This window comes from Pseudomonas lyxosi, from assembly GCF_047758685.1.
Classification (GTDB): Bacteria; Pseudomonadota; Gammaproteobacteria; order Pseudomonadales; family Pseudomonadaceae; genus Aquipseudomonas; species Aquipseudomonas lyxosi.
Window position 1 is genome coordinate 335,644 of sequence record NZ_CP180481.1, and the last position, 24,994, is coordinate 360,637.

Below are 24,994 nucleotides of genomic sequence, written 5' to 3' on the forward strand. Positions count from 1 at the left end.
ACAAGAAACATTTTGAGTCTCAATACAATGAGGCTCTTAGTTGACCCAAGGAGCTTTACCGCTAGTGCGTTTCCCTCTTAGATTCAGCCCGTTGTTCATTGCAATCGCTGCAACGGTGGCGCCTGCTGCTCACGCCGCAGACGACTCAAACGCCGAAGGTTTCATTAAAGGATCGAGCCTCAACTTCAACGCCCGCAACTACTACATGAACCGCAACCGCCTGCAGCAGACGGACGACAACATCGAATGGGGCCAGGGTTTCCTCGGCCTCTTCGAATCGGGCTACACCCAGGGCACCGTCGGTTTCGGCGTTGATGCCCACGCCATGCTCGGGCTCAAGCTCGACGGCGGTGGCGGTACCGACGGGTCGAGTATCCTGCCGATCAGCGATGGCAACGGCAAAGCGCCGGGCTCGTTCTCGACAACGGGCGGCACGCTGAAAATGCGTGCCTTCGATACGGAACTGAAGGCCGGTGATTTGTTTCTCACCAATCCGGTGATCGCCGGCGGCGAAACCCGCATGCTGCCCCAGACCTTTCGCGGCGTCAGCCTGACCAACCACAGTTTCGACGGCTGGATGATTGAAGGTGGCCAGGCAAGTTTCACCAAGCCATACAACCAGAGCGGACACACCCGAATCGGCACGTCCTACGGCAGCCTGGCCGATGGTGACGAAAGCCGACACCTGAACTGGGCCGGTGTCGCCTGGAGCGGTCTGCCGGGGTTGACCAGCAGTCTCTATGCTTCCGAGCTCAAGGACATCTGGAACCAGTATTACTACGATCTGGACTACACCTACGCGCTGAATAATCTGGTCAGCCTCAACCCGGGTCTGCACGCCTATCACACGCAAGACACCGGCAATGCGCTGCTGGGCAACATCGACAACAACACCTACAGCCTGCATTTCACCGTCGGCGTGGGCAATCACAGCGTTACCGCGGCCTATCAGCGGGTCAACGGCAACACGCCATTCGACTACATCAGCCAGGGCGACAGTGTCTACCTCGACAATTCCCAGCAGTATTCGGACTTCAACGGCCCGAACGAACGCTCATGGAAACTCAAGTACGCCTACGACTTTGTCGGGCTCGGGCTGCCTGGCCTGACCTCGGCGATGTCTTACTCCCGAGGTGAACTGGACCTGACCAAGGTCGATCCGGACAGCCCCGGTTATGCCTCGTGGTACAGCGCTGATGGCAAAAACGCCAAGCACTGGGAACGCGACATTGATCTCAAATATGTGGTTCAGGGCGGCAAGGCCAAAAACCTGGCGCTGCGTCTGCAATGGGCGACCAACCGTGGCGGAAACGGCTATGGCGCACTGGATCAGGACACCGATGAATACCGGGTGATCGTCGACTACCCGCTCAATGTCTTCTAAGCTTCAATAAGTAAAAGGCCAGCATGTTTTGCTGGCCTTTTTTTTATCCGGGATTTATACAGGCGCTCCGAACGCAAACGGTTTCTGGGATTCTGCCTGAGTCTTGTAAAACACTTTCATAACGCCTCATTAGCAGAAGTCAGAACCATGAGTGTGAGCAGTGCAGCATCTCACCAGCCGATCCGGTCGACGCGATCGGAGCGGCTTCTGGTTCTCGGCAGTTTGCTGCTGGTGATTGCGATATTGAGCATCGTGGCGTTCCTGCTCATTCGCGAACGCGCCAATGCTGAACAGTCTGCCACTCGTGCAGCAACCAACATCGTGCAATTGATCGACGCCGACGTGCTGCGTAATGTCGAACTCTATGACCTGTCCTTGCTCGGCTTGATCGCTGCCTCGCAGCGTGAAGACCTCAAGAACGTTTCCCCTACCATCCGCCATCTGGCCTTGTTTGACCGTGCCACTGCCGCGCCTTACAAGGGCGACATTTTACTGCTGGACAACAAAGGCGACGTGATCGCCGACTCGGCCTCGGTAGAGCCCAGAAAGGGCAATTTTGCTGACCGCGAATACTTTCAGTCGCACGTGAACAATCGCGACCCGAGCATGCTCATCAGCCGTCCCTTCCGTTCCAGACAACCTGAACATGAATGGCGAATCAGCTTCAGTCGCCGGGTCAGCGGCTCACAGGGTGAATTTCTTGGCGTGGCCGAAGCCGCCATGCGCTTGAGTTATTTCGATCAGCTGTTCAACAGCTTGAGCATCGGTCGTGACAGCTCGGTCAACCTGATCAGCTCGGACGGGATTCTTCTGGCTCAGGAACCCCGCCTGGCCGAAGAGCTTATTGGCAAGGACTTTAGCAGCCGTCCCAACTTTCAGCGCATCGTCAAAGAAGGCAACGGCAGCTTCACCGGTGTTTCAAGCCGCTATAAGGACGAACGCCTGTACACGTTCTCCAAGGTCGGCAACTTGCCGTTGATCGTCATCGTTGCACTGTCCAGTGATGAAGTGTTTGCCTCGTGGAAGCGCACGACGGTAGTGGTCAGCGTTGCGACTATTGCGCTGTGCATCGGCTTGCTCTGGCTGACTTGGCTGCTCAGCCGGGAACTGCGCCTGCGCCACAACGCCGAACAGGAACTGGCGCAACTGGCGGCCACCGATGCCTTGACCGGCCTGGCCAACCGCCGAACGCTGGATCAGGTCCTGCGTCATGAGTGGTTCCGCGCTCAACGTTCCGGCCAGCCGTTATCGCTGCTGATGGCTGATGCCGACCACTTCAAGGCCTTCAACGATCGTCATGGCCATCAGGCTGGCGATGATGCGTTGCGCTCGGTGGCCAAGGTGATCTCCGACAATGTGCGGCGACCAGCCGATTTGGTCGCCCGTTACGGCGGTGAGGAGTTTTCGGTGATTCTCGCGGAAACCGACAGCCAGGGTGCGCAACAGATTGCCGAACACATCCGAGCGACAGTGGAGCAATTGCCACTGGTGGCAGATGCCGAGTCGCCGATTACTGTCAGTATCGGTATCAGTACCTGGACCACCTCCGCCGAGATCAGTCTGGAACAGCTATTGTTTGCAGCGGACAAGGCGCTGTATCAGGCCAAGGAAAGTGGGCGTAATCGGGTGGTCGCTGCGGATTGAGGCCTTTCCCGCAGGCATAAAAAAAGGCCACCCGAAGGTAGCCTTTAAAAAACTAGAGAGGTTTTTTACTTACACGGCCGCAACTGGACGCATGTAAGAGATCGGTGCAGTGCTGGCGTCTTCGAAAGTCACGACTTCCCAAGCATCTGTCTGCTCAATCAACTTGCGCAGCAGCTGGTTGTTCAATGCATGTCCGGACTTGAAGCCCTTGAACTCACCAATCAGGCTATTGCCCAGCAGGTAGAGGTCACCAATTGCATCGAGGATCTTGTGCTTCACGAATTCGTCTTCATAGCGAAGGCCGTCTTCGTTCAGTACACCATCCGCGTCGACCACAATAGCGTTTTCAACGCTGCCGCCGAGTGCGAGGTTGTGCTTGCGCAGGTACTCGATATCACTCATGAAACCAAAGGTACGGGCGCGGCTGACTTCTTTTACAAACGAAGTGCTGGAAAAATCCACGCTTGCACTTTGTGTGCGGTTACGGAAAACCGGGTGATCAAAATCGATCTCGAAACTCACCTTGAAGCCTTCGAAAGGGACGAAAGTGGCGCGCTTGTCGCCGTCTTCCACTGTCACTTCCCGCAGGATCCGGATGAACTTCTTCGGTGCGTCCTGTTCTTCCAGGCCGGCCGATTGAATCAGGAATACGAAAGGTCCAGCGCTACCATCCATGATCGGAACTTCGGACGCGGAGAGCTCGACGTAGGCGTTATCGATGCCCAGGCCAGCCATGGCCGAGAGCAAGTGCTCCACCGTATCCACTTTGGTGTCACCACTGACCAATGTGGTCGACATCGTGGTTTCACCAACGTTTTCCGCGCGGGCAGGAATCTGCACCACAGGGTCGAGATCGGCACGAACAAACACAATGCCGGTGTCGATAGGTGCGGGCTTGAGGGTCAGGTATACCTTCTCCCCGGAGTGCAGGCCTACACCTGTAGCACGGATAATATTTTTCAGTGTGCGTTGTTTAATCATGGCTTGGGCCGCTTCAGCGCAAATTGCGAACTGGTATCAACAAAGGCTGGCGATGATAGCAGACCAGACCTTTGCTGAACACCAATCACCTTCATAGCCCTGATACATTCCATTAATCGGCCTGACGACGCAGGAAAGCCGGGATGTCCAGATAGTCTAGATCATCTTGCGGATTCATCTTCGCGGCAGTCGCAGCACCGGCCTGAGCCTGGTTGCGCATGACGGTCGGACGGTCCAGGTCACGGTAGTTCACAGCAGGCGCTTCCTGACGAGCAGAGGCTTGTTGCTGCGGCTGCGATGCCACGGACGTGTGCATGGTGTTGTCGATAACCTTCACAGGCTTCTCGATTTTCGCGCCCAGACCAGTAGCAACCACGGTCACGTGCAGCTCGTCGCGCATGTCTGGATCGATAACGGTACCGACCTTGACCATCGCGTGTTCGGAAGCAAAGGCTTCGATGATGCTACCCACGTCGGAGTACTCACCCAGAGACAGGTCAGGACCAGCGGTGATGTTCACCAGGATGCCGCGTGCACCTTGCAGGTTCACGTCTTCCAGCAGTGGGTTGCGAATGGCCGCTTCGGTGGCCTCACGTGCACGGTTCGGACCGCTGGCGCAGCCAGTGCCCATCATCGCCATGCCCATTTCGCTCATCACGGTGCGTACGTCGGCAAAGTCGACGTTGATCATGCCCGGACGCTTGATGATGTCGGAGATACCGCGAACGGCACCGGCCAGTACATCGTCGGCCTTGGCGAATGCGGACAGCAGGCTTGCGTCCTTGCCAAGGATGGTCAGCAGCTTCTCGTTGGGAATAGTGATCAACGAGTCGACGCTTTCAGACAGCAGACGGATGCCTTCATCGGCGATCTGCATGCGCTTGCGGCCTTCGAACGGGAACGGACGAGTCACCACCGCAACGGTGAGAATCCCCATTTCCTTGGCCACTTCAGCAATGATCGGCGCAGCACCGGTACCGGTGCCACCGCCCATGCCAGTGGTGATGAACACCATATTGGTGCCCTGCAGGACTTCGGCAATGCGCTCACGATCTTCGAGAGCGGCCTGACGACCTACTTCAGGGTTGGCGCCAGCGCCGAGACCTTTGGTCACGCCGGTGCCCAGTTGCAGGATGGTCCGCGCGCCGATGCTTTTCAGCGCTTGGGCATCAGTGTTGGCGCAGATGAATTCAACGCCTTCAATGTTGCTTTTGACCATGTGGTTGACAGCGTTGCCGCCGCCTCCGCCAACACCGATAACTTTAATAACCGGGCTTGCGGGGATGTTGTCTACGAGTTCGAACATTTTCCCTCTCCTTACATTCTCTAGTTTTTTCGCCTACTGCTTTTTGCTGCGGTGCTGCGGTAAATCTTTAGAAGTTGCCTTGTACCCAGCTCTTGAAGCGATCGAGCAAGGCGACTTTCGGTTCTTCATTGCTGTAGCTGTCGCGGCTGCTGATGCCCGAGAACGAAATCCCGTCGGACTGCTTTTGCAGGCCGTACATCAACAGGCCAACGCCAGTGGAATAAATCGGGTTACGAACCACATCGTCCAGGCCCTTGACGCCATGCGGCACGCCCAGGCGGACCGGCATGTGGAAGATTTCTTCGGCCAGTTCGACCGCGCCTTCCATCTTCGACGTACCACCGGTCAGCACGATGCCGGCCGGGATCAGGTCTTCGTAGCCACTGCGACGCAGCTCGGCCTGGATCAGCGTGAACAGCTCGTCGTAACGCGGCTCGACCACTTCGGCCAGGGCCTGGCGGGACAGTTCGCGCGGTGGGCGGTCGCCGACGCTTGGGACCTTGATGGTTTCACCGGCACCGGCCAGTTTGGCCAGGGCGCAGGCGTAGCGAATCTTGATTTCTTCGGCGTACTGGGTCGGAGTGCGCAACGCCATGGCGATGTCGTTGGTCACCTGGTCGCCCGCAATCGGGATTACCGCGGTGTGACGGATCGCGCCTTCGGTGAAGATCGCGATGTCGGTGGTGCCGCCACCGATGTCCACCAGGCACACGCCCAGCTCTTTCTCGTCGTCGGTCAGGACCGAGTAGGCCGAAGCCAGTTGCTCGAGAATGATGTCGTCGATTTCCAGGCCGCAGCGACGCACGCATTTTTCAATGTTCTGTGCGGCGTTGACGGCGCAGGTGACCACGTGAACCTTAGCTTCCAGACGTACGCCCGACATGCCCAGAGGCTCGCGAACGCCTTCCTGGTTATCGATCACGTAATCCTGCGGCAGGGTGTGCAGTACACGCTGGTCAGCCGGGATCGCTACAGCCTGGGCGGCGTCGAGAACTCGCTCGAGGTCGGCGGCGCTGACTTCGCGATCACGAATCGCCACGATGCCGTGAGAGTTCAGGCTGCGGATATGATTGCCAGCCACGCCGACGAACGCCGAGTGAATACGGCAACCAGCCATCAGCTGCGCCTCTTCGATCGCGCGCTGGATCGATTGCACGGTGGACTCAATGTTCACCACCACGCCTTTCTTCAGGCCACGGGACGGATGGGTACCGATCCCGACGATTTCCAGCGTGCCGTCGTCCGAAACCTCGCCGACCAGCGCCACCACCTTGGAGGTGCCGATATCGAGACCGACGATCATTTTGCCGCTTTGCACGTTTGCCATGGTCCTGCCTCTTCTCAATTCTTCGCGACAGCGGGTTGGGCTGCCGTGGGCGCTACAGGTTCCCGCCAGCCAACAGCGAGGCCGTTGGCGTAGCGCAGATCGATGCGCGCAATGTTCGTAATCTGTTCTTTAAGCGTCTTGTCATAGATGGCAATGAAGCGGCGCATCTTTTCCAGCAGGTTGCCGCGTCCCAGCAGCAGTTCGATTCCCGGGCCTGCGCTGCCGGCGCCGGTGGTCAGGAACCAGCTGCCTCGGTCACGCAACTCCAGGCGCGCAATCGAGAAGCCCAACGGCCTGAGCATCTGGCTCAGCACCTGGTATTGCTGCATCACTTGCTGTTGGGCCCGTTGTGGGCCGAACAGCTGTGGCAAGTGTTCGTAGTTCGCCAGCTCACGCGGGGTGAACGCCTGACCCTGGTTGTTCAACAGCGACTCATCGCCCCAACGGGCCACCGGCAGTTGTTCTTCCAGGCGGATCACCACTTGATCCGGCCACACCCGACGCACTTCGGCGTGGGCAATCCATGGCATCGTTTCAAGCTCGGTGCGCATGCTCTCCAGGTCGATGGTGAAGAAGCTCGACGCCACGTACGGGGCGATCCGCTGCTGCACCGCTTGCTGGCTGATGTAACTCAAGTCGCCCTGCACGTTGATCTTGGTAATTGGCCGGTCGGCGTACGGCAGCAAACGCTGTGCGCCTTCGTAAGTGCCGAAACCCAGTGCGACCAACAGCACCGGCCAGAACACGGATTTCAGAAAACCAAAATTGGCTTTCGGCAGGCGCGCAGACATCGGCTCTTTGGCCACCATTCGGCTGGCACCCCGCGGTACCGGCTTACGGCCGGGTGGTGCGGAGGGCTGATGTCTCAGCTGTGCGCCTTGCATGGTCTTAACCTCGCGGCTCGTTATTGCCGGCAATGCTGGCGGCCAGAATCGCCAGAACCAGTTGCTGGAAATCCAGACCGGCAGCACGAGCCGCCATCGGCACCAGACTGTGATCGGTCATGCCCGGTGCGGTATTGACTTCCAGGAACCAGAACTGCCCGTCGGCGTCCTGCATCACGTCAGCCCTGCCCCAACCGGCGATACCCAGCGCTTCACAGGCTTTCGCCGTGAGGTCCATCAGTTCTTTTTCTTTGTTGCTGTCCAGGCCACACGGAATCCGGTACTGGGTATCGGAAGCCACGTACTTGGCGTCGTAGTCGTAGAAACTGTGCGTCGTGCCCAGGGCGATTGGAGGCAACACCTGGTCACGCAGGGTGGCGATGGTGAACTCCGGACCTTGAATCCATTGCTCGACCAACACTTGCGAATCGTAGGTACTGGCCGCTTTCCACGCGTCGATCAACTCCGACGCGGAGGTCACTTTGGCCATCCCGATACTTGAACCTTCATGGGCCGGTTTGACGATCAAAGGGAAGCCCAGTTCCGTCGCCGCGGAAATACAATCGGCCTCGGAGCTCAGTACGGCATGGCGTGGCGTCGGAATACCGAGGCTGTGCCAGACCTGTTTGGTCCGCAGCTTGTCCATGGCCAGCGCGGAAGCAAGAATCCCGCTGCCGGTGTACGGAATACCCAGGCATTCCAGCAGGCCCTGCATGCTGCCGTCTTCACCGCCACGACCGTGGAGAATGATGAAGGCGCGATCGATTTTTTCGTTCAGCAGACGCTGCAAAAGATCATCGCCCACGTCGAGACCAAACGCGTCCACACCGGCGCTTAGCAGCGCGTCGAGAACCGCGTTACCCGACTTGAGAGAAACCTCACGCTCGGCACTCTTGCCGCCGAAGAGCACGGCGACGCGGCCGAAATCTTTCGGCGCAATAGTGGAGACGAGGTTGGCGTAAGCAGCAGTCATTTCAACTTCCCCACACTCGGCGCAGCAACGGCGCCTGCGAACAACGGACTTTTCAACAGTTTCGGTGCGAGACCACCGATGTCACCGGCGCCCTGGCACAGCAGGATGTCGCCGGCACGCAGCAGCGGCTTGACGATGGGCGCGAGGTCGACACCGCGCTCGATGTAGATCGGGTCGAGCTGACCGCGCTGACGGATGCTGTTGCACAGCTTGCGGCTGTCGGCGCCCGGGATCGGTTCTTCACCGGCCGGGTAGACTTCCATCAGCAGCAGGACGTTGGCGTCGGCCAATACATTGACGAAATCGTCGTACAGGTCGCGGGTGCGGCTGTAACGGTGCGGCTGGTAGACCATCACCAGACGGCGTTCCGGCCAGCCACCGCGCACGGCTTTGATGACCGCGGCGACTTCGGTCGGGTGGTGACCGTAGTCGTCGACCAGCATCACGCTGCCATCTTCTACCGGCAGTTCGCCGTAGACCTGGAAGCGTCGGCCGACACCCTGGAACCCGGACAGGCCCTGGACGATGGCTTCATCGCTGACGCCTTCATCGGTGGCGATGCAGATGGTTGCCAGTGCGTTCAACACGTTGTGGTTGCCCGGCATGTTCACCGAGACATCCAGCGGATCGCGATCAGGACGCAGCACGGTGAAGAAGGTCTGCATGCCCTGCTGACGCACATTGATCGCGCGCACATCGCAGTCGTCGCCGAAGCCGTAAGTGACGGTCGGACGTTTCACCTGCGGCAGGATTTCACGCACCACCGGATCGTCCAGGCACACCACCGCCAGACCGTAGAACGGCAGGTTGTGGAGGAACTCGACGAAGGTTTTCTTCAGTTTGTTGAAGTCACCGTCGTAGGTCGCCATGTGGTCGGCGTCGATGTTGGTGACCACGGCCACCAGCGGCTGCAAGTGCAGGAAGCTGGCGTCGCTTTCGTCAGCTTCGGCGATCAGGTAACGGCTGGTGCCAAGCTGGGCATTGGTGCCCGCGGCATTCAGACGGCCACCGATCACGAATGTCGGGTCCAGGCCACCGGCGGCAAACACCGAAGCGATCAGGCTGGTGGTGGTGGTTTTGCCATGGGTACCGGCGACGGCGATGCCGTGGCGGTAGCGCATCAGCTCAGCCAGCATTTCAGCGCGAGGCACCACCGGAATGCGGCGTTCCAGGGCAGTGGCGACTTCCGGGTTGGACGTGTTCACAGCACTGGAGGTGACCAGCACATCGGCGTTCGCGGCGTTCTCGGCGCGGTGGCCGATAAAGATCTGGGCGCCGAAGGACTCGAGACGCTCGGTCACTGGCGAAGCTTTCAGGTCGGAACCGGACACTTCATAGCCCAGGTTCAACAACACTTCGGCAATGCCGCACATGCCCACGCCGCCGATGCCGACGAAGTGGATGCGACGGATGCGGCGCATTTCCGGTTGCGGCATGGCTTTCTGATTCTCAACCATGGGCCACCTCCAGGCAGGTATCGACCACGTTACGGGTTGCATCGGGTTTGGCCAGGCGGCGTGCCGCGGCGGCCATGTCGGTCAGTCGTTGTGGTTGCATCAGGACCTCTGTCAGGCGTGCGGCAAGATCCGCTGCGCCAGTCGTTCTTTGCGGCATCAGGAAGGCAGCGCCTTCACGGGCCAAATAATCGGCGTTGCGGGTCTGGTGATCGTCGATCGCGTGGGGCAAAGGCACCAGCATCGAGGGCAGACCGGCGGCGGCCAGTTCACTGATGGTCAGCGCGCCTGCGCGGCACACCACCAGGTCGGCCCAGCCATAGGCTTGGGCCATGTCTTTGATGAAAGGCTGCACTTGCGCCTCGACGCCAGCCGCGCGATAGCGCTCTGCAGTCACTTCATCGTGGTTTTTGCCGGCCTGATGAAACACTTCCGGGCGCAGGTCGGGGGCGACTTGCGACAGGGCTTCAGGCAGCAACTTGTTCAACGGTTCTGCGCCCAGGCTTCCGCCCAGAATCAGCAAACGCGCCTTGCGACCGGCCAGAGCCTGTCGCGGTGTTTCGAGGAACAGCTCGGTGCGCACCGGGTTACCGGTGGTCCGACGGCTGCCCGACAGGGTAAAGGTGTCGGGGAACGCTTCACAGACTCGGGCGGCCAACGGCACCAACAACCGATTGGCGGTACCCGCCACGGCGTTCTGCTCGTGAACGATCACCGGCACGCCGGCCAGTTTGGCTGCAACGCCACCAGGACCGGTCACATAACCACCAAAGCCGACGACACACACCGGCCGCAGCTGACGAATGATCGCCCGCGCCTGCCAGATCGACTTGAGCAACATGAACGGCGCCTTGAGCAGGGACAGCTTGCCCTTGCCACGCAGACCGCTGGCATTGATTCGATGCAGTTCGATGCCGGCCACCGGAATCAGATCGTTCTCGATGCCGCGAGGAGTCCCGAGCCAATGCACGGTGTAACCACGGGCCTGAAATTCGCGAGCACAGGCCAGCGCCGGGAACACGTGGCCACCGGTGCCGCCCGCCATGATCAATACGTTAGCGCCCATGGGTCGGCTCCTCGGCGAAGTCGCTCTCATGGAACTCCATCTCTTCGCTGCCCAAGTGGGTTCGACTCTCCCACTCGATGCGCAGCAACAAGCCGAGACAGGCGCAGCAGATCACCAACGAACTACCGCCATAACTGAGGAACGGCAGGGTCAGCCCTTTGGTTGGCAACAGCCCGACGTTCACCCCGATGTTGATCAGGAACTGACCAATCCACAGGAACGACAAGCCGTACGCGATGTAGGCGGCGAAAAATTGCTTGGCCTTCTCGGCCCAATAACCGATGTACATGCCACGAATACAGACAAAGACGAACAGCGCCACCGTGCACAACGAACCCACGGCACCCAGTTCTTCGGCCAGGACCGAGAACACGAAGTCGGTGTGGGCTTCCGGCAGGTAGAACTGTTTCTGCACGCTGTTGCCCAGGCCAACGCCCAGCCATTCGCCGCGACCAAAAGCGATCAACGCTTGAGACAACTGATAGCCGGCACCGAACTGATCGGCCCACGGATCCGCGAAGTTGGTCAGGCGCGCCATTCGATACGGCTGCACTTGAATCAACAACACCACCGCCGCGACCGCCAGGACAACCATCAAGGAAAAACGGAACAGCCCGACCCCGCCGAGGAACAGCATCGCCGCCGCAGCCCCCATCATCACGACGGTGGCACCGAAGTCTGGCTCCATCAGCAACAGACCCGCCATTGGCAGCAGAACGATGAACGGCTTGAAGAAGCCCATCCAGCTTTCACGCACTTCTTTCTGGCGACGCACCAGGTAACCGGCGAGGTAGATCACCACGAACACCTTGGCGATCTCGGAAGGCTGAACGTTGAAGAAACTGAAGCCGATCCAGCGCATCGAACCGTTCACTTCACGGCCGATCCCCGGGATGATCACCATCACCAGCAAACCGAACGCACCAATCAGCATCAGCCAGCCCAGGCGTTGCCAGGTGGCGATCGGAATCATCATGGTGACGACGCAGGCACCCAGGCCCAGCACGATGTAGATAAGGTGGCGAATCATGTAATACAGGGCGCTGCCTGACTGCACAGCCGCCACTTCGGTCGATGCCGACGCAATCATGACCAGCCCGAGGCCGATCAATGCCAGGCAGCCGGCGAGCATCGGGAAGTCGAGGTCGATGCCGCGCCCGGTGATGATCGGCGACGGATAGGGCTTGATGATATTCATCAGGCTCATGCCAGATCCTCCACAGCGCGGACGAACTGGTGACCACGGTCTTCGTAATTCTTGAACATGTCGAAACTGGCGCAAGCCGGCGACAACAACACGGCGTCGCCCTTTTCTGCGATGGCGCGACATTGCTCGACTGCTTCGATCAGCGAGTTGACGCGAATCAGTGGCACGGCATCGCCGATTGCCTCAGCGATCAGCTCGGCGTCGCGGCCCATCAGCACCACGGCGCGGCAGTTGGCCGCCACCGGATCACGCAGATCCTTGAACTCGGCACCCTTGCCGTCGCCACCGGCGATCAGCACGAGTTTGCCGTCGATGTCCGCGCCCAGGCCTTCGATGGCAGCCAGTGCGGCACCGACGTTGGTGGCTTTGGAATCGTTGTAATAGCTCACGCCATTCAGGTCACGGACCCACTGGCAGCGATGCTCAAGCCCGGCGAAAGTACGCAGGCTCGAGAGCATGGCGTCGAACGGCAGGCCGACGGCGTGGCCCAGCGCCAATGCCGCCAGGGCATTGGACTGGTTGTGGGCGCCGCGAATTTTCAACTCGCGCACCGGCATCAGGTTCTGGAATTCGAAGGCCAGGTATTTCTCGCCGTCTTCTTCGCGGATACCGAATGCCTTGAAATCAGGTTTGCTCAAACCGAAGGTCCAGCATGGCTGACCTTCGCCAATCAGCGGACGGCTCAGGGCATCCTGACGGTTGACCACAAACTGCTTCGCCCCCCGGAAGATCCGGTGCTTGGCCAGGTGATAAGCCGGCAGACCGCTGTAGCGGTCCATGTGGTCTTCGCTGACGTTGAGCACGGTCGCCACTTCGGCGTTGAGTTGATCGGTGGTTTCGAGCTGGAAGCTCGACAGTTCCATCACGTACAGCTCGACGTCGTCGCTGAGCAGGTCCAGCGCCGGCGTGCCGAGGTTGCCGCCAACGGCGACACGCTTGCCAGCCGCTGCAGCCATCTCGCCCACCAACGTGGTGACGGTGCTTTTCGCGTTGGAGCCGCTGATGGCGACGATCGGCGCCTTCGCGTTACGCGCGAACAGCTCGATGTCGCCGGACAATTTCACGCCACGGGCGGCGGCAGCCTGCAGGGCCGGGGTCGCCAGGGCCAGGCCGGGGCTCACGTAGAGCTCGTCGGCGCGGCACAGGAATTCGACGTCCAGCTCGCCACAACGCACTTCCACGTGCGGATAGTCACGCTTGAGCGTGGCCAGTTCCGGTGGATTTTCCCGCGTGTCGGCGACAGCAAACGACGTGCCCCGGTTCGCCAGGAAGCGAACCAGGGACATGCCGCTCTTGCCGAGGCCGACAACGATGCGGAAGTGGTCAGAAGCGATCAGAGACACTCGTTCTACCTCAGCTTCAGGGTGGCAAGGCCAACCAGCACGAGAATCACGGTGATGATCCAGAAACGGACGATCACGCGTGGCTCGGGCCAGCCCTTGAGTTCAAAGTGGTGGTGAATCGGTGCCATGCGGAACACACGGCGACCGGTGAGCTTAAAGGAAGCAACCTGAATGACGACTGACAGGGTCTCCATCACGAACACACCGCCCATGATGAACAGGACGATTTCCTGACGGACGATCACCGCGATAGTGCCCAGTGCCGCGCCCAGCGCCAGTGCGCCGACGTCGCCCATGAACACCTGAGCCGGATACGTGTTGAACCAGAGGAACCCGAGGCCCGCGCCGATCAAGGCGCCGCAGAACACGATCAACTCGCCTGCGCCCGGTACATACGGGATCAGCAGGTATTCAGCGAATTTCACGTTACCCGACAGGTAGCAGAAAATGCCCAACCCGCCGCCGACCATTACGGTGGGCATGATCGCCAGACCGTCGAGGCCATCGGTCAGGTTGACCGCGTTGCTCGAGCCGACGATCACGAAGTAGGTCAGGACGACGAAGCCTATGCCCAGCGGAATGCTGTGGTCCTTGAGCATCGGCAGGATCAGGGTGGTTTCCACCGGCGTCGCTGCAGTCATATAAAGGAAGATCGCCGCGCCCAGGCCGAACACCGATTGCCAGAAGTACTTCCAGCGGCTCGGCAAGCCACGGGAGTTCTTCTCGATCACTTTGCGGTAATCGTCGACCCAGCCGATCGCGCCAAACAACAAGGTCACCAGCAGAACGGTCCAGACATAACGGTTGGTCAGGTCAGCCCAAAGCAACGTACTGACGCCGATGGACGACAGAATCAGCGCGCCGCCCATGGTCGGGGTGCCGGATTTGGACAGGTGCGATTGTGGACCGTCGTTACGAACGGATTGACCGATCTGACGGTTCTGTAAAGTGCGGATCATCCACGGGCCATAGCACAGCGACAAAACCAGCGCGGTCAGCACACCGAGGATCCCGCGCAGGGTCAGGTACTGAAAGACCGCGAAGCCTTTGTAGAACTGTTGCAGGTACTCCGCTAACAGCAGCAGCATTAATGTTTCTCCAGGCTGGACCCGCACAAAGCGGCGACGATGTTTTCCATCGCAGCGCTGCGCGAGCCCTTGATCAAAATGGTGGTGTTTGTGTCTTGCTCGGCGCCGAGGGCCTTGATCAGTTCAGCCTGAGTGGTGAAGTGCCAGGCCTGCTCGCCGAAAGCGTTCACGGCGTGAGCCATCATTGGCCCGACAGCGTAAAGCGCGGAAACCTTGCCGCGGGCGTACTCGCCCACATCGCGGTGCCCCTGCTCCGCCCAATCGCCCAACTCGCCAATATCTCCGAGCACCAGAACGGTGCGGCCGGAAAAGCCGGCGAGTATATCAACGGCGGCGCACATGGAGGTGGGGTTCGCGTTGTACGTGTCATCGATTACGCGCATGCCATTGGTGGCCAGTTGCGCGACGGTGCGGCCCTTGACCGGTTGTACCGCGCCGAGGCCGGTGGCGATGCCGAACAGCGACACGCCCAGCGCATGGGCAGCAGCAGCGGCGGCCATGGCATTGGCGACGTTATGGGTGCCGAGCAGGTTCAGTTGAACGCGCTCCATACCTTCAGGAGTGTGCAGGTTGAACGCCGGGCAACCGCGAGCGTCGCGGTCCAGATCGCTGGCGTAGAAATCGGCGCTGACATTGCTCAGGGCGAAGGTCAGCACTTTGCGACCGGCAGCGCGGGTCTTCCAGATGTCGAACGCCTTGTCGTCAAGATTGAGAACGGCGACGCCATCGGCATCCAGCCCCTCAATAATCTCGCCCTTGGCTTCAACGATTTTTTCCGGCCCGCCGAACTCGCCAACATGGGCGGTCCCGGCGTTGTTGAGCACGGCCACATGAGGCTTGGTCATGCCGACGGTGTAGGCAATTTCGCCGAGCCGCGAAGCACCCAGTTCGATCACCGCAGCGGTATGTTCCGGTGCGAGTTCGAGCAGGGTCAGCGGAACGCCGAGATCATTGTTCAGGTTGCCACGGGTCGCCAATACCGGACCGCGCGTGCGCAGGATGCTGGCGAGCATTTCCTTGACCGTGGTCTTGCCGCTGGAACCGGTGATCGCTGCGACTGGGTTGCTATAAGCCGCACGGTTCAACGCGCCGAGTTGCCCCAGCGCCTGACGAGTATCTTTCACCAGCAATTGCGGCAGTGTGCTGTCGGCGACTTCGCGCTCGACCAGCGCCGCTACGGCGCCTTTTGCGGCGACGTCATTGAGATAGTCATGACCATCGAAACGCGGGCCGGTCAGGGCAATAAAGAGTTGGCCTGGTTTGATCGCGCGGCTGTCGATGCTGACGCCGTCGAAGCTGGCATCGGCAGTGACCAAGCGGGCATTCAGCGCGCCGGTCAGTTCGCTCAGTTTCAAGGCTTTAAGCATGGGCCACCTCCCACGCGGTCAAGGCGTGATCGGCCTCGACCAGATCGGAGAAAGCGTGACGCTGGCCGTTGATTTCCTGATAGTCCTCGTGACCTTTACCGGCCAGGACAATCACGTCATCCGCCGAAGCGCTGGCGATCAATTGGGCAATCGCCCGGCCACGGCCAGCGACGAAGGTGACTTTATCCACAGCGGTAAAACCGACGCGGATGTCGTCGAAGATCACTGCAGGGTCTTCGGTGCGCGGGTTGTCATCGGTCACCAGCACGCCGTCAGCCAGACGCTCGACCACTTCAGCCATGAGCGGACGTTTGCCGCGATCGCGATCACCACCGCAACCGAACAGGCACAGCAAACGGCCTTTGGCGTGAGGACGCAGGGCCATCAAGACTTTTTCCAGCGCATCCGGTGTGTGGGCGTAATCGACCACGACCAGCGGCTGAGTGCCGCCGCCGAGGCGCTGCATGCGTCCGGCCGGGCCTTCGAGTTTCGGCAGCACGTTGAGGATTTCGTCCAGCGCGTAGTCCAGACCCAGCAAGGCGCCGACCGCGGCCAGCACGTTGCTCAGGTTGAAACGACCGAGCAAGGTGCTGCGCAAATGGTGCTCGCCCTGCGGCGTGACCAACGTGGCGCGCACGCCTTCGTCATCGAACTGCGCTTCACGGCAATAAAGGTAGGCACTGGAGTCTTCCAGGCTGTAGGTGATCAAGCGCGACTCGCGTTTATCGGCTGCCAGTTCGCGGCCGAACTCGTCGTCGAGGTTAACCACCCGGCACTTCAAATCGTTCCAGGCAAACAGCTTGGCCTTGGCTTCGCCGTAGGCTTGCATGGTGCCGTGGTAATCCAGGTGATCGCGGGACAGGTTGGTCATCACCGCCACATCGAACGCCAGCGCGGTCACGCGGCCCTGATCCAGACCATGAGACGAGACTTCCATGGCGACGGCTTTGGCACCAGCCTTTTTCAGGTCGGCGAGGGTTGCCTGCACGGCGATCGGGTTCGGCGTGGTGTGCAAGCCGCTTTCGAGCGCGCCGTAAAAACCGGTGCCCAACGTGCCGACGATACCGCAGTGCTGGCCGAGCAGGTCAAGCGCCTGGGCAACCAACTGCGTCACGCTGGTTTTGCCGTTGGTGCCGGTCACGCCGATCAGGTTCAGGTGACGACTAGGGTCACCGTAAAAACGCCCGGCGATGTCCGACAGCTGCGCCGCCAGGCCTTTGACCGGAATCAGCGGAACATCGGTAATCGGCAATACGGTCGCGCCTTCGACTTCATACGCCACAGCGGCAGCGCCGCGTTGCAGGGCGTCGGCAATGTGCGCACGACCGTCGAATTTGCCGCCAGGGACGGCGAGAAACAGATCGCCAGCCCGCACGTTGCGGCTGTCCAGGGTCAGTTCGCGGATCAATAGATCGCGGCCGGCGTGGGCGAAAATCTTGTTCAGACTCAGAGACATCAGCCGCGCCCTCCATTGGCTTTCAGCGGAACGACCGGTGCTGCGTTCGCTTGTTGAGTAGGTGGCAGGTTGTCCGGGGTGATGTTCATCAGGCGCAAGGTCCCGGACATCACTTTGCTGAACACCGGCGCCGAGACCAGACCACCGAAGTAACCGGCCTTGGTCGGCTCATCGATCACCACCACGATTGCGTAACGCGGATCGCTCATCGGGCCAAAGCCTGCGAACAGCGAACGGTAGGAATTCTCGGCGTAGCCTTTGGTGCCGACCGACGTTTTACGCGCGGTACCCGACTTGCCGCCCACGTGATAGGCCGGCACTTGCGCGCGGAATACACCGCGCGGGGCTTCGATCACTTGTTGCAGCATGGTTTGCATGGTTTTCGCGACAGCTTCCGGCAATACCTGTGTGGTTTGCGGCGCCTTGTCGGATTTGATCAGGGTCAGTGGCGCGAGGCGGCCATTGTTGGCCAGGGCCGAGAAGGCGTGGACCAACTGGATCGCGGTCACGGAAATACCGTAGCCGTAAGACAGCGTGGCGGTTTCAGCCTTGCGCCATTCGCGGTAGTTCGGCAGGTTGCCGACGCGCTCGCCCGGGAAGCCCAGGCCGGTGTCCTGGCCGAGGCCGACTTTTTGCGCCAGACGGAAAATCGTTTCGCCGCCGATATCGAAGGCGACCTTACTCATGCCGACGTTACTGGAGTTGATGAGGATGCCAGTCAGGTCGAGCACCGGACCTTCGCTCTTGGATACGTCCTTGATGGTGTATTTGCCAATCTGCAAGGTGCCCGGATAAACCTCAACGGTATCGGTCGGTTTCCAGCGCCCGGTTTCAATCGCGGCGCTCATGGAAATCGCTTTCATGGTCGAACCCGGTTCGAACACGTCGATCATCGCGCGGTTACGCATCATCGCCGGTTGCAGGTTGCGACGGTTGTTCGGGTTGTAGGTCGGCTGGTTGACCATGGCCAGGATCTCGCCGCTCTTCACGTCCATGATCACCAGGCTGCCGGCCTTGGCGCCGTTCTCGATGATCGCGTTACGCAGTTCACGGTTGGCCAGGTATTGCAGACGCAGATCAATGGACAACGCCAAGGGCTTTCCGGCCTTGGCGTTTTTGGTGACCTGAACATCCTTGATAAGTCGGCCACGCCGATCCTTGATCACCTGTCGCTTGCCGGGGACCCCGGCCAGCCATTCGTCGTAGGCCAGCTCGACGCCTTCACGACCGTGGTCATCGATGTCGGTAAAACCGACCATATGGGCAGTGACTTCACCGGCCGGGTAGAAACGACGAAATTCTTCGATGCCATAAACGCCCGGCACTTTCAGATCGAGCACTGACTGACCCTGTTCGGGGGTCAGCCCGCGCACCAGGTAGATGAATTCTTTGTTGGCCTGGGCCTCAAGACGTTCGGCCAGGGCTTTCGGATCCTGCCCCAAGGCAGCCGCCAGTGCAGGCCACTTCTCTTTGGCCGTTTGCATTTCCTTGGCATTGGCCCAAAGGGTGGTGACCGGGGTACTCACGGCCAAAGGCTCGCCGTTACGGTCGGTGATCAGACCACGGTGAGCCGGAATCGGGATATGACGAACGCTGCGCGCATCGCCCTGACCTTTGAGGAAGGCACGATCGACTACTTGCAGATCGATAATCCGCCAGGCAATCGCCGCGACCATGACGCCGAGCAAACCCAGCACCAGGCGGAACCGCCATGGAAAGAGTGCGCCCTCGAGTTTCATCATGGCGCCACCATCTGCACTTCAGCTGCGCCAGGAATGCGCATCTTCAGTTGCTCGGTCGCCAGGACTTCGATACGGCTGTGGGCGGTCCAGGTGCTCTGTTCGAGAATCAAACGGCCCCACTCCGCTTGCGCCTTGTCGCGCACGCTCAACTCGTTGTATAGCGAGTTCAACAGTTGACGGTTCCAGTGGGCGCTGTAGGAAACGCCGATGGCCGACACGAGCACGCCAATAAACAGCAGAAACATGAAAAAGCTTCCGCCGGGAAGTGGCTTGGCGAAAAGCTTGCTCACCGCAGCTTCTCCGCGACGCGCATGACGGCGCTCCGGGAACGTGGGTTGGCTTTGAGTTCGGCCTCGGAGGCGGACTGCGCTTTGCCATGGATTTTGATTATTGGTTCGAAGGCGACGTGACGTACCGGCAGGTTGCGCGGCAGATTGTCGGCTTCGCCTTTCACCAGTTTGCGCATGAACAGCTTGACGATGCGGTCTTCCAGCGAGTGGAAGCTGATGACGACCAGACGGCCGCCGACTTCCAGGCATTCCAGCGCGGCTTCGAGGCCGGCTTCCAGATCACCCAGTTCGTTGTTGACGTGAATGCGCAAGCCCTGGAACGCACGGGTCGCCGGGTTTTTGCCCTTTTCCCATGCAGGGTTGGCGACTTTCAGGACTTCAGCCAGATCGGCAGTGCGCTCGAACGGCTTGATGTCGCGACGCTCGGCCACGGCACGGGCCATGCGGCCGGAGAAACGTTCTTCGCCGTATTGCTTGAACACCCGGGCGATTTCTTCCACGGGGGCGGTGTTGACGAATTCGGCAGCGCTGATTCCGCGGGACGGATCCATGCGCATGTCCAGCGGGCCATCATTGAGGAAACTGAAGCCGCGCTCAGGGTCGTCGAGCTGCGGCGAAGACACGCCGAGGTCGAGCAAAACGCCGCTGACCTTGCCGGCCAGACCACGTTCGGCGACTTCCGAACCAAGCTCGGCAAAGCTGCGTTGCACAACGACAAAGCGGCCGTCTTCGGCCGCTAGCGTCTGCCCGGTGGCAATCGCTTGAGGGTCTTTGTCGAATCCGAGGACTCGACCATCGGGACCGAGCTGACTGAGGATCAACCGGCTGTGTCCGCCGCGCCCGAACGTACCGTCCAGATAGCAGCCATCAGGACGTACGGCGAGAGCCTCCACGGCTTCGTCAAGCAGTACGGTGATGTGGTTAAAGCCGCTATCAATAGTCACAGGATCAAATCACGCAGTTCATCAGGCATGGCGCCCGGTTGTTGAATGGCAGCCAGGTCAGCGGCAGAAACCGCATCCCAGGCATCCTCGTCCCACAATTGGAACTTGTTCAGTTGGCCTACCAACATCGCGCGCTTATCCAACTTGGCATATTCACGAAGACGCGGCGGAACCAGAAAACGACCACTGCCATCGAGCTCGAGGTCGACGGCATTACCAATCAGTAAACGTTGCAGGCGGCGGTTCTCTTCGCGAAGCGAAGGCAGTGCGCGCAGTTTGGTTTCAATAATTTCCCACTCATCGAGGGGGTAAACACACAAACACGGATCAACGGCATCAATTGTGACGATTAACTGACCGGAACTACGCGAAACGAGCTCGTCACGGTACCGGCTCGGCATAGCGAGACGGCCCTTTGCGTCGAGACTGATAGCGTTAGCTCCGCGAAACACGTCAGCGTTTCTCCAAATATTAGCGTTTTGAGCTCAAAAAACCCACTTCATGCCACTTTCCGCCACTTGTGCACACTATAGGAATGCGGCCACCGCACCGTCAAGGCGCGGATTAAAGGAAAAGCCTTACAGAACTGAGATTTAGGAGCGTATTAGGAGGGGCAAGAAGAATCAGACGTGTAATCCCGCTCAATAACTTGAACCAGCACTGATGGCTGCGCTCGGAAGTTAAAGTAATTTATTAAGAGTAAGATTTTTTCGGTATTACGAAAGTGCTTCTGCCGACGATTGTGTAAGGAGGGGAATTGCCATCACCAGCGCCCTGCTCAATGATTTAAGCAGAGGAGAGAAAAAAGGTGGAGAGTCGATCTGTAAGCCGGGTTCTGTCTTGAACAGTCATTCGTCTACGATGGCCATCACTGGACATCTTTAGCAACCTACCCGGTCCCAGCGCGGGCCACGCCTTGGGACCCTATTTGGTCTTGCTCCAAGTGGGGTTTACCTAAGCCACGAACTGTTGCCAGACGTGCGGTGCGCTCTTACCGCACCTTTTCACCCTTACCGGCGCCGAAGCGCTTAGGCGGTTATTTTCTGTGGCACTTTCCGTAGGCTCACGCCTCCCAGGCATTACCTGGCACTTCGCCCTATGGAGCCCGGACTTTCCTCCCCCCCCTAATTTTCATAGAGGGCAGCGACTGTCCGATCGACTCTCCGCCGCGAAGATTAACGGCAGAGCGGCCGAAGGACAAGCGCTAAACGCCTTGGGCCGCGCCTGCACATCGGTTTTTACTCGCCCTTCTGTTTATCCAGCGCGACCTGATAGAGCACATTCTTGCGCTCGCCGGTAATTTGCGCCGCCAACGCCGCGGCTCGCTTGAGCGGCATTTCTTCAAGCAACAGATTCAGAATGCGCATCGCTTCACTGCTGACGGCGTCCTCGGTCTCGGGGGCAGACCAACCCGCCACCAACACCACGCACTCGCCGCGTTGCTGATTGCTGTCTGACTCGACGAACTCGCGTAACTCGGCCAGCGGCAAGCCCTTAAGGGTTTCAAAGGTTTTAGTGATTTCACGGGCCAGCAAAGCCGGGCGCTCCCCACCGAACACCAGTTCCATGTCTTGCAGACATTCAAGGATGCGGTGTGGCGCCTCATAAAAAATCAGCGTGCGTGGCTCTTCCTTCACCAACTCAAGACGGGCGCGCCGACCGACAGCCTTGGCCGGCAGGAAGCCTTCGAAGATGAAACGGTCCGACGGCAACCCCGCCGCCGACAATGCTGCAATCAACGCGCAGGCGCCCGGAACCGGCACCACATTGATACCCGCAGCACGAGCCTGACGCACGAGGTGATAACCCGGATCGGAAATCAACGGCGTGCCGGCATCGGAAATCAGCGCCACATCGTCGCCGGCAAGCAAGCGAGTGATAAAGCGGCTACCTTCATCCCGCTCATTGTGTTCATGACAGGCCGCCAGCGGCGTAGGAATGCCGAAATGCTGCATCAATCGCTGAGAGTGACGGGTGTCTTCGGCGGCGATCAGAGCGACCTCGCGCAGGATTTTCAGCGCACGCGCACTGATGTCGTCCAGGTTGCCGATGGGCGTCGCCACCACATAAAGCGAGCCAGCAGCGGAATTCAAAGCACCTGGAGCAGTCAAAGCGCACACCTCATGATCGGTAAAAGCCGCCATTGTAGCGCGTCGTGACGTTCGCGATACGCGCAAGCACCCCTCGGTTTTGCAGCCTTTTGTGCAGTGCCGCAACATTTGCACGAGCTAAATTGATCGATTCACACCAGTAACATCGCGCCCCGGCCAGTGCTTGGGTACAATTCCACGCTAATTTGATCGAGTATCAGGAACACTACATGATCGCTTGCCTGCGGCTGTTCACTGCCCTCTGCCTCGCTGCCTTGTTGGCGGCTTGCGCCAGCTCGCCCTCCTCCAGCCTTGGCGAACTTCCACGGACCCCGGATGCCAGTATCGAGCAATTGCTCGCACAGGCCGCTCAAAGCAAAGACCCGGAAAAAGCCTCCCTGTTGCGCCTGAGCGCGGCAGACCTGGCCTATCGTCAAGGGAATGCCGGCCAGTCCGCGCAAATCCTGCAACAAGTCCCCGTCGAAACACTCAAGCCCGGACAACAGGTTTTCGCCAGCACCCTGGCGGCTGAACTGGCCATGGTTCGCAATCAGCCCAAAGCGGCACTGTCAGCCTTGAGTCATCCGAGCCTGCAACGCCTGAGTGAACTACCGGTTGAGCAACAGGTTCGCACCGGCACTGTTCATGCCCGCGCCCTTGAAGCCGATGGCCAGACCCTGGCTGCCGCACGGGAGCGCATCTTCATTGCGCCAATGCTTGAAGGTGAAGCGGCAAGCAAAAACCACGAAGCGATCTGGACCTTGATCGCCTCGCTGCCGACCGATCAATTGCAGCCGAGCACCACCGACGACCTCGGCGGCTGGATGGGCCTGGCGCAGGCGGTGAAAACTGCCGGCACCCTGGAACAGCAGCAAGCCGCGATCGACAACTGGCGCGCACAGAATCCAAAGCACCCGGCCGCCATTCAATTGCCGCTGCCACTGACCAAGCTCAAGGAACTGGCCAGCCAGCCCCTGAGCAAAATCGCCCTGCTGCTGCCGCAAGACGGCCCGCTGGCGTCGGTCGGCAAAGCACTGCGCGAAGGTTTCATGGCCGCTCACTACCAGGCCCAACAAGCCGGGCAGAAGCCGCCAGCCATCGAGTTCTATGACAGTTCGAAACTCACTTCGATGGACGAGTTCTACCGCAAGGCCCAAGCCGATGGCGTGCAGTTGGTCGTCGGTCCGCTGGAGAAGCCGCTGGTCAAGCAGCTCAGCGCTCGCCCGCAATTGCCGATCACCACCCTGGCGCTGAACTACAGCGAAGGCGAACAAGGTCCGGCCCAGCTGTTCCAGTTCGGTCTTGCGGCTGAAGACGAAGCCCGCGAAGTGTCCCGCCGTGCTCGCGCCGATGGCCTGCATCGCGCAGCCATCATGGTGCCGAAAGGCGAATGGGGCGATCGCGTCTTGAGAGCGTTCAGCCAGGATTGGCAGGCTAACGGTGGCAGCATCGTCGCCACCGAACGTGTCGACCAACCGGTTCAACTGGCCCAGCAGATTGCCGACATGTTCCAGCTGCGTCAGAGCGAAGGTCGTGCCAAGAGCCTGCAAAGTACCGTTGGCGGGCAGGTAGCCGCCCAGCCTTCGCGCCGTCAGGACATCGAGTTCATCTTCCTGGCTGCAACGCCTCAGCAAGCCCAGCAGATCAAGCCGACCCTGAACTTCCAGTACGCCGGTGATGTGCCGGTTTATGCCACCTCCCACGTGTTCAGCGCCAGCGGCGATGTGAATCAGTACAACGACATGAACGGCATTCGCTTCTGCGAAACCCCATGGTTGCTGGATGCCAGTGATCCACTGCGCAAACAGGTCACTGCACAATGGCCACAGGCTGGTGGCAGCTTGGGTCGTCTGTACGCGATGGGTGTTGATGCCTATCGCCTGGCACCACGCCTGGGTCAACTCAAGGCTCTGCCGGACAGCCGCATCGAAGGTCAATCGGGCAGCCTGGGCATGACTCAGAACCAACGTGTGATCCGCCAGTTGCCATGGGCACAGTTCGTCAGCGGCCAGGTTCAACGCCTGCCGGACACCCCGCGCTGATGCCCGACAGATCACGCCAGCAAAGCGGTAAAGATGCCGAGCGCCATGCGCTCGAGCATCTTCAACAACAAGGTCTGCGCCTGCTGGCGCAGAACTGGTTGTGTAAACGCGGTGAGCTTGATCTGGTCATGCTTGATGGCGATACAGTAGTATTCGTTGAAGTCCGCTACAGAAAAAACACTCAATGGGGTGGCGCGCTCGATAGCATCGATGAGCGCAAACGGCAGAAGCTGATATTTGCCGCGCAGTATTTTCTTCAGCGCGAGTCGCGCTGGGCCAACTCCCCTTGCCGTTTCGACGTGGTTGCCATCGACAGCAACCTCGATCAGTTGAACTGGTTGCAGAATGCCTTCGACAGCTGATCGCGTACGTTCCGAACCGGACACTTTCACCCAACACTTTTGCT

At 59.8% G+C, this 24,994-nt stretch carries 21 protein-coding genes and 1 other RNA gene; 4 read left to right on the plus strand and 18 right to left on the minus strand.

The window, feature by feature from the left end:
• Positions 1–64 precede the first annotated feature (64 nt).
• Together ACMXYI_RS01590 and ACMXYI_RS01595 are read left to right on the plus strand one after the other, a co-directional pair.
• Positions 65–1,384 carry an OprD family porin gene (locus ACMXYI_RS01590; RefSeq protein WP_415771294.1) on the plus strand — a complete coding sequence of 440 codons (1,320 nt, stop codon included), beginning with the start codon at positions 65–67 and terminating at the stop codon, positions 1,382–1,384.
• A gap of 147 nt (positions 1,385–1,531) precedes the next feature.
• The gene (locus tag ACMXYI_RS01595; protein ID WP_415771296.1) at positions 1,532–3,028 is read left to right on the plus strand and encodes a sensor domain-containing diguanylate cyclase; all 1,497 of its coding nucleotides are present in this window, start codon (positions 1,532–1,534) and stop codon (positions 3,026–3,028) included.
• Positions 3,029–3,097: 69 nt separating this feature from the next.
• Here ACMXYI_RS01595 and lpxC read toward each other — a convergent pair whose 3' ends face one another.
• The 18 genes from lpxC to rsmI all read right to left on the minus strand — a co-directional run bounded on the left by lpxC (position 3,098) and on the right by rsmI (position 22,600).
• Positions 3,098–4,009: a UDP-3-O-acyl-N-acetylglucosamine deacetylase gene (lpxC, locus tag ACMXYI_RS01600; RefSeq protein ID WP_008147525.1), complete on the minus strand. Its 912-nt coding sequence runs from the start codon at positions 4,007–4,009 to the stop codon at positions 3,098–3,100.
• Positions 4,010–4,121: 112 nt separating this feature from the next.
• Entirely contained in the window at positions 4,122–5,315 is a 1,194-nt protein-coding gene (gene ftsZ, locus ACMXYI_RS01605) for a cell division protein FtsZ (RefSeq protein ID WP_134418962.1), read from the minus strand.
• A 67-nt stretch (positions 5,316–5,382) separates the two neighbouring features.
• A complete protein-coding gene (ftsA, locus tag ACMXYI_RS01610) occupies positions 5,383–6,642 on the minus strand; it encodes a cell division protein FtsA (protein WP_128873758.1) in 1,260 nt (419 codons plus the stop codon).
• Positions 6,643–6,656: 14 nt separating this feature from the next.
• Positions 6,657–7,526: a cell division protein FtsQ/DivIB gene (locus tag ACMXYI_RS01615; protein ID WP_415771298.1), complete on the minus strand. Its 870-nt coding sequence runs from the start codon at positions 7,524–7,526 to the stop codon at positions 6,657–6,659.
• 4 nt (positions 7,527–7,530) lie between these two features.
• Complete coding sequence (locus ACMXYI_RS01620; RefSeq protein WP_218537972.1) at positions 7,531–8,499, minus strand: D-alanine--D-alanine ligase; 969 nt, start codon at positions 8,497–8,499, stop codon at positions 7,531–7,533.
• Positions 8,496–9,956 carry a UDP-N-acetylmuramate--L-alanine ligase gene (gene murC, locus ACMXYI_RS01625; protein ID WP_415771300.1) on the minus strand — a complete coding sequence of 487 codons (1,461 nt, stop codon included), beginning with the start codon at positions 9,954–9,956 and terminating at the stop codon, positions 8,496–8,498. Before murC ends, ACMXYI_RS01620 begins: the two co-directional genes overlap by 4 nt.
• The gene (murG, locus tag ACMXYI_RS01630; RefSeq protein ID WP_415771302.1) at positions 9,949–11,019 is read right to left on the minus strand and encodes an undecaprenyldiphospho-muramoylpentapeptide beta-N-acetylglucosaminyltransferase; all 1,071 of its coding nucleotides are present in this window, start codon (positions 11,017–11,019) and stop codon (positions 9,949–9,951) included. Before murG ends, murC begins: the two co-directional genes overlap by 8 nt.
• On the minus strand, positions 11,009–12,226 hold the full coding sequence (gene ftsW / locus ACMXYI_RS01635) for a putative lipid II flippase FtsW (protein ID WP_056740916.1): 1,218 nt from the start codon (positions 12,224–12,226) through the stop codon (positions 11,009–11,011). The genes murG and ftsW overlap by 11 nt, the downstream gene beginning before the upstream one ends.
• The gene (gene murD / locus ACMXYI_RS01640; RefSeq protein ID WP_415771304.1) at positions 12,223–13,569 is read right to left on the minus strand and encodes a UDP-N-acetylmuramoyl-L-alanine--D-glutamate ligase; all 1,347 of its coding nucleotides are present in this window, start codon (positions 13,567–13,569) and stop codon (positions 12,223–12,225) included. Before murD ends, ftsW begins: the two co-directional genes overlap by 4 nt.
• Before the next feature lie 5 nt (positions 13,570–13,574).
• A complete protein-coding gene (mraY, locus tag ACMXYI_RS01645; protein WP_033061333.1) occupies positions 13,575–14,657 on the minus strand; it encodes a phospho-N-acetylmuramoyl-pentapeptide-transferase in 1,083 nt (360 codons plus the stop codon).
• A complete protein-coding gene (locus tag ACMXYI_RS01650; protein WP_415771306.1) occupies positions 14,657–16,024 on the minus strand; it encodes a UDP-N-acetylmuramoyl-tripeptide--D-alanyl-D-alanine ligase in 1,368 nt (455 codons plus the stop codon). The genes mraY and ACMXYI_RS01650 overlap by 1 nt, the downstream gene beginning before the upstream one ends.
• On the minus strand, positions 16,017–17,480 hold the full coding sequence (locus ACMXYI_RS01655; protein ID WP_415771308.1) for a UDP-N-acetylmuramoyl-L-alanyl-D-glutamate--2,6-diaminopimelate ligase: 1,464 nt from the start codon (positions 17,478–17,480) through the stop codon (positions 16,017–16,019). The genes ACMXYI_RS01650 and ACMXYI_RS01655 overlap by 8 nt, the downstream gene beginning before the upstream one ends.
• Positions 17,480–19,219 carry a peptidoglycan D,D-transpeptidase FtsI family protein gene (locus ACMXYI_RS01660; protein WP_415774009.1) on the minus strand — a complete coding sequence of 580 codons (1,740 nt, stop codon included), beginning with the start codon at positions 19,217–19,219 and terminating at the stop codon, positions 17,480–17,482. The genes ACMXYI_RS01655 and ACMXYI_RS01660 overlap by 1 nt, the downstream gene beginning before the upstream one ends.
• Positions 19,219–19,512 carry a cell division protein FtsL gene (ftsL, locus tag ACMXYI_RS01665; protein ID WP_033053422.1) on the minus strand — a complete coding sequence of 98 codons (294 nt, stop codon included), beginning with the start codon at positions 19,510–19,512 and terminating at the stop codon, positions 19,219–19,221. Before ftsL ends, ACMXYI_RS01660 begins: the two co-directional genes overlap by 1 nt.
• The gene (gene rsmH, locus ACMXYI_RS01670) at positions 19,509–20,456 is read right to left on the minus strand and encodes a 16S rRNA (cytosine(1402)-N(4))-methyltransferase RsmH (RefSeq protein ID WP_008147489.1); all 948 of its coding nucleotides are present in this window, start codon (positions 20,454–20,456) and stop codon (positions 19,509–19,511) included. Before rsmH ends, ftsL begins: the two co-directional genes overlap by 4 nt.
• On the minus strand, positions 20,453–20,908 hold the full coding sequence (gene mraZ, locus ACMXYI_RS01675; protein ID WP_008147486.1) for a division/cell wall cluster transcriptional repressor MraZ: 456 nt from the start codon (positions 20,906–20,908) through the stop codon (positions 20,453–20,455). The genes rsmH and mraZ overlap by 4 nt, the downstream gene beginning before the upstream one ends.
• A 356-nt stretch (positions 20,909–21,264) precedes the next feature.
• Positions 21,265–21,619, minus strand: an RNA gene (gene rnpB / locus ACMXYI_RS01680) — RNase P RNA component class A.
• 75 nt (positions 21,620–21,694) lie between these two features.
• Complete coding sequence (rsmI, locus tag ACMXYI_RS01685) at positions 21,695–22,600, minus strand: 16S rRNA (cytidine(1402)-2'-O)-methyltransferase (protein ID WP_165353260.1); 906 nt, start codon at positions 22,598–22,600, stop codon at positions 21,695–21,697.
• Between the two features lie 176 nt (positions 22,601–22,776).
• Here rsmI and ACMXYI_RS01690 point away from each other — a divergent pair, with 176 nt between their 5' ends.
• Together ACMXYI_RS01690 and ACMXYI_RS01695 are read left to right on the plus strand one after the other, a co-directional pair.
• On the plus strand, positions 22,777–24,588 hold the full coding sequence (locus ACMXYI_RS01690) for a penicillin-binding protein activator (protein WP_415771310.1): 1,812 nt from the start codon (positions 22,777–22,779) through the stop codon (positions 24,586–24,588).
• Positions 24,588–24,950, plus strand: a complete 363-nt coding sequence (locus tag ACMXYI_RS01695; RefSeq protein ID WP_019582357.1) for a YraN family protein — start codon at positions 24,588–24,590, stop codon at positions 24,948–24,950. Before ACMXYI_RS01690 ends, ACMXYI_RS01695 begins: the two co-directional genes overlap by 1 nt.
• Positions 24,951–24,994 lie beyond the last annotated feature (44 nt).

Coding starts and splice junctions, on each gene's coding strand:
- ACMXYI_RS01595 (WP_415771296.1), top strand. CDS start 1,532: ATGAGTGTGAGCAGTGCAGCATCTCACCAGCCGATCCGGTCGACGCGA.
- lpxC (WP_008147525.1), bottom strand. CDS start 4,009: ATGATTAAACAACGCACACTGAAAAATATTATCCGTGCTACAGGTGTA.
- ftsZ (WP_134418962.1), bottom strand. CDS start 5,315: ATGTTCGAACTCGTAGACAACATCCCCGCAAGCCCGGTTATTAAAGTT.
- ftsA (WP_128873758.1), bottom strand. CDS start 6,642: ATGGCAAACGTGCAAAGCGGCAAAATGATCGTCGGTCTCGATATCGGC.
- ACMXYI_RS01615 (WP_415771298.1), bottom strand. CDS start 7,526: ATGCAAGGCGCACAGCTGAGACATCAGCCCTCCGCACCACCCGGCCGT.
- ACMXYI_RS01620 (WP_218537972.1), bottom strand. CDS start 8,499: ATGACTGCTGCTTACGCCAACCTCGTCTCCACTATTGCGCCGAAAGAT.
- murC (WP_415771300.1), bottom strand. CDS start 9,956: ATGGTTGAGAATCAGAAAGCCATGCCGCAACCGGAAATGCGCCGCATC.
- murG (WP_415771302.1), bottom strand. CDS start 11,019: ATGGGCGCTAACGTATTGATCATGGCGGGCGGCACCGGTGGCCACGTG.
- ftsW (WP_056740916.1), bottom strand. CDS start 12,226: ATGAGCCTGATGAATATCATCAAGCCCTATCCGTCGCCGATCATCACC.
- mraY (WP_033061333.1), bottom strand. CDS start 14,657: ATGCTGCTGCTGTTAGCGGAGTACCTGCAACAGTTCTACAAAGGCTTC.
- ACMXYI_RS01650 (WP_415771306.1), bottom strand. CDS start 16,024: ATGCTTAAAGCCTTGAAACTGAGCGAACTGACCGGCGCGCTGAATGCC.
- ACMXYI_RS01655 (WP_415771308.1), bottom strand. CDS start 17,480: ATGTCTCTGAGTCTGAACAAGATTTTCGCCCACGCCGGCCGCGATCTA.
- ACMXYI_RS01660 (WP_415774009.1), bottom strand. CDS start 19,219: ATGAAACTCGAGGGCGCACTCTTTCCATGGCGGTTCCGCCTGGTGCTG.
- rsmI (WP_165353260.1), bottom strand. CDS start 22,600: ATGGCGGCTTTTACCGATCATGAGGTGTGCGCTTTGACTGCTCCAGGT.
- ACMXYI_RS01690 (WP_415771310.1), top strand. CDS start 22,777: ATGATCGCTTGCCTGCGGCTGTTCACTGCCCTCTGCCTCGCTGCCTTG.
- ACMXYI_RS01695 (WP_019582357.1), top strand. CDS start 24,588: ATGCCCGACAGATCACGCCAGCAAAGCGGTAAAGATGCCGAGCGCCAT.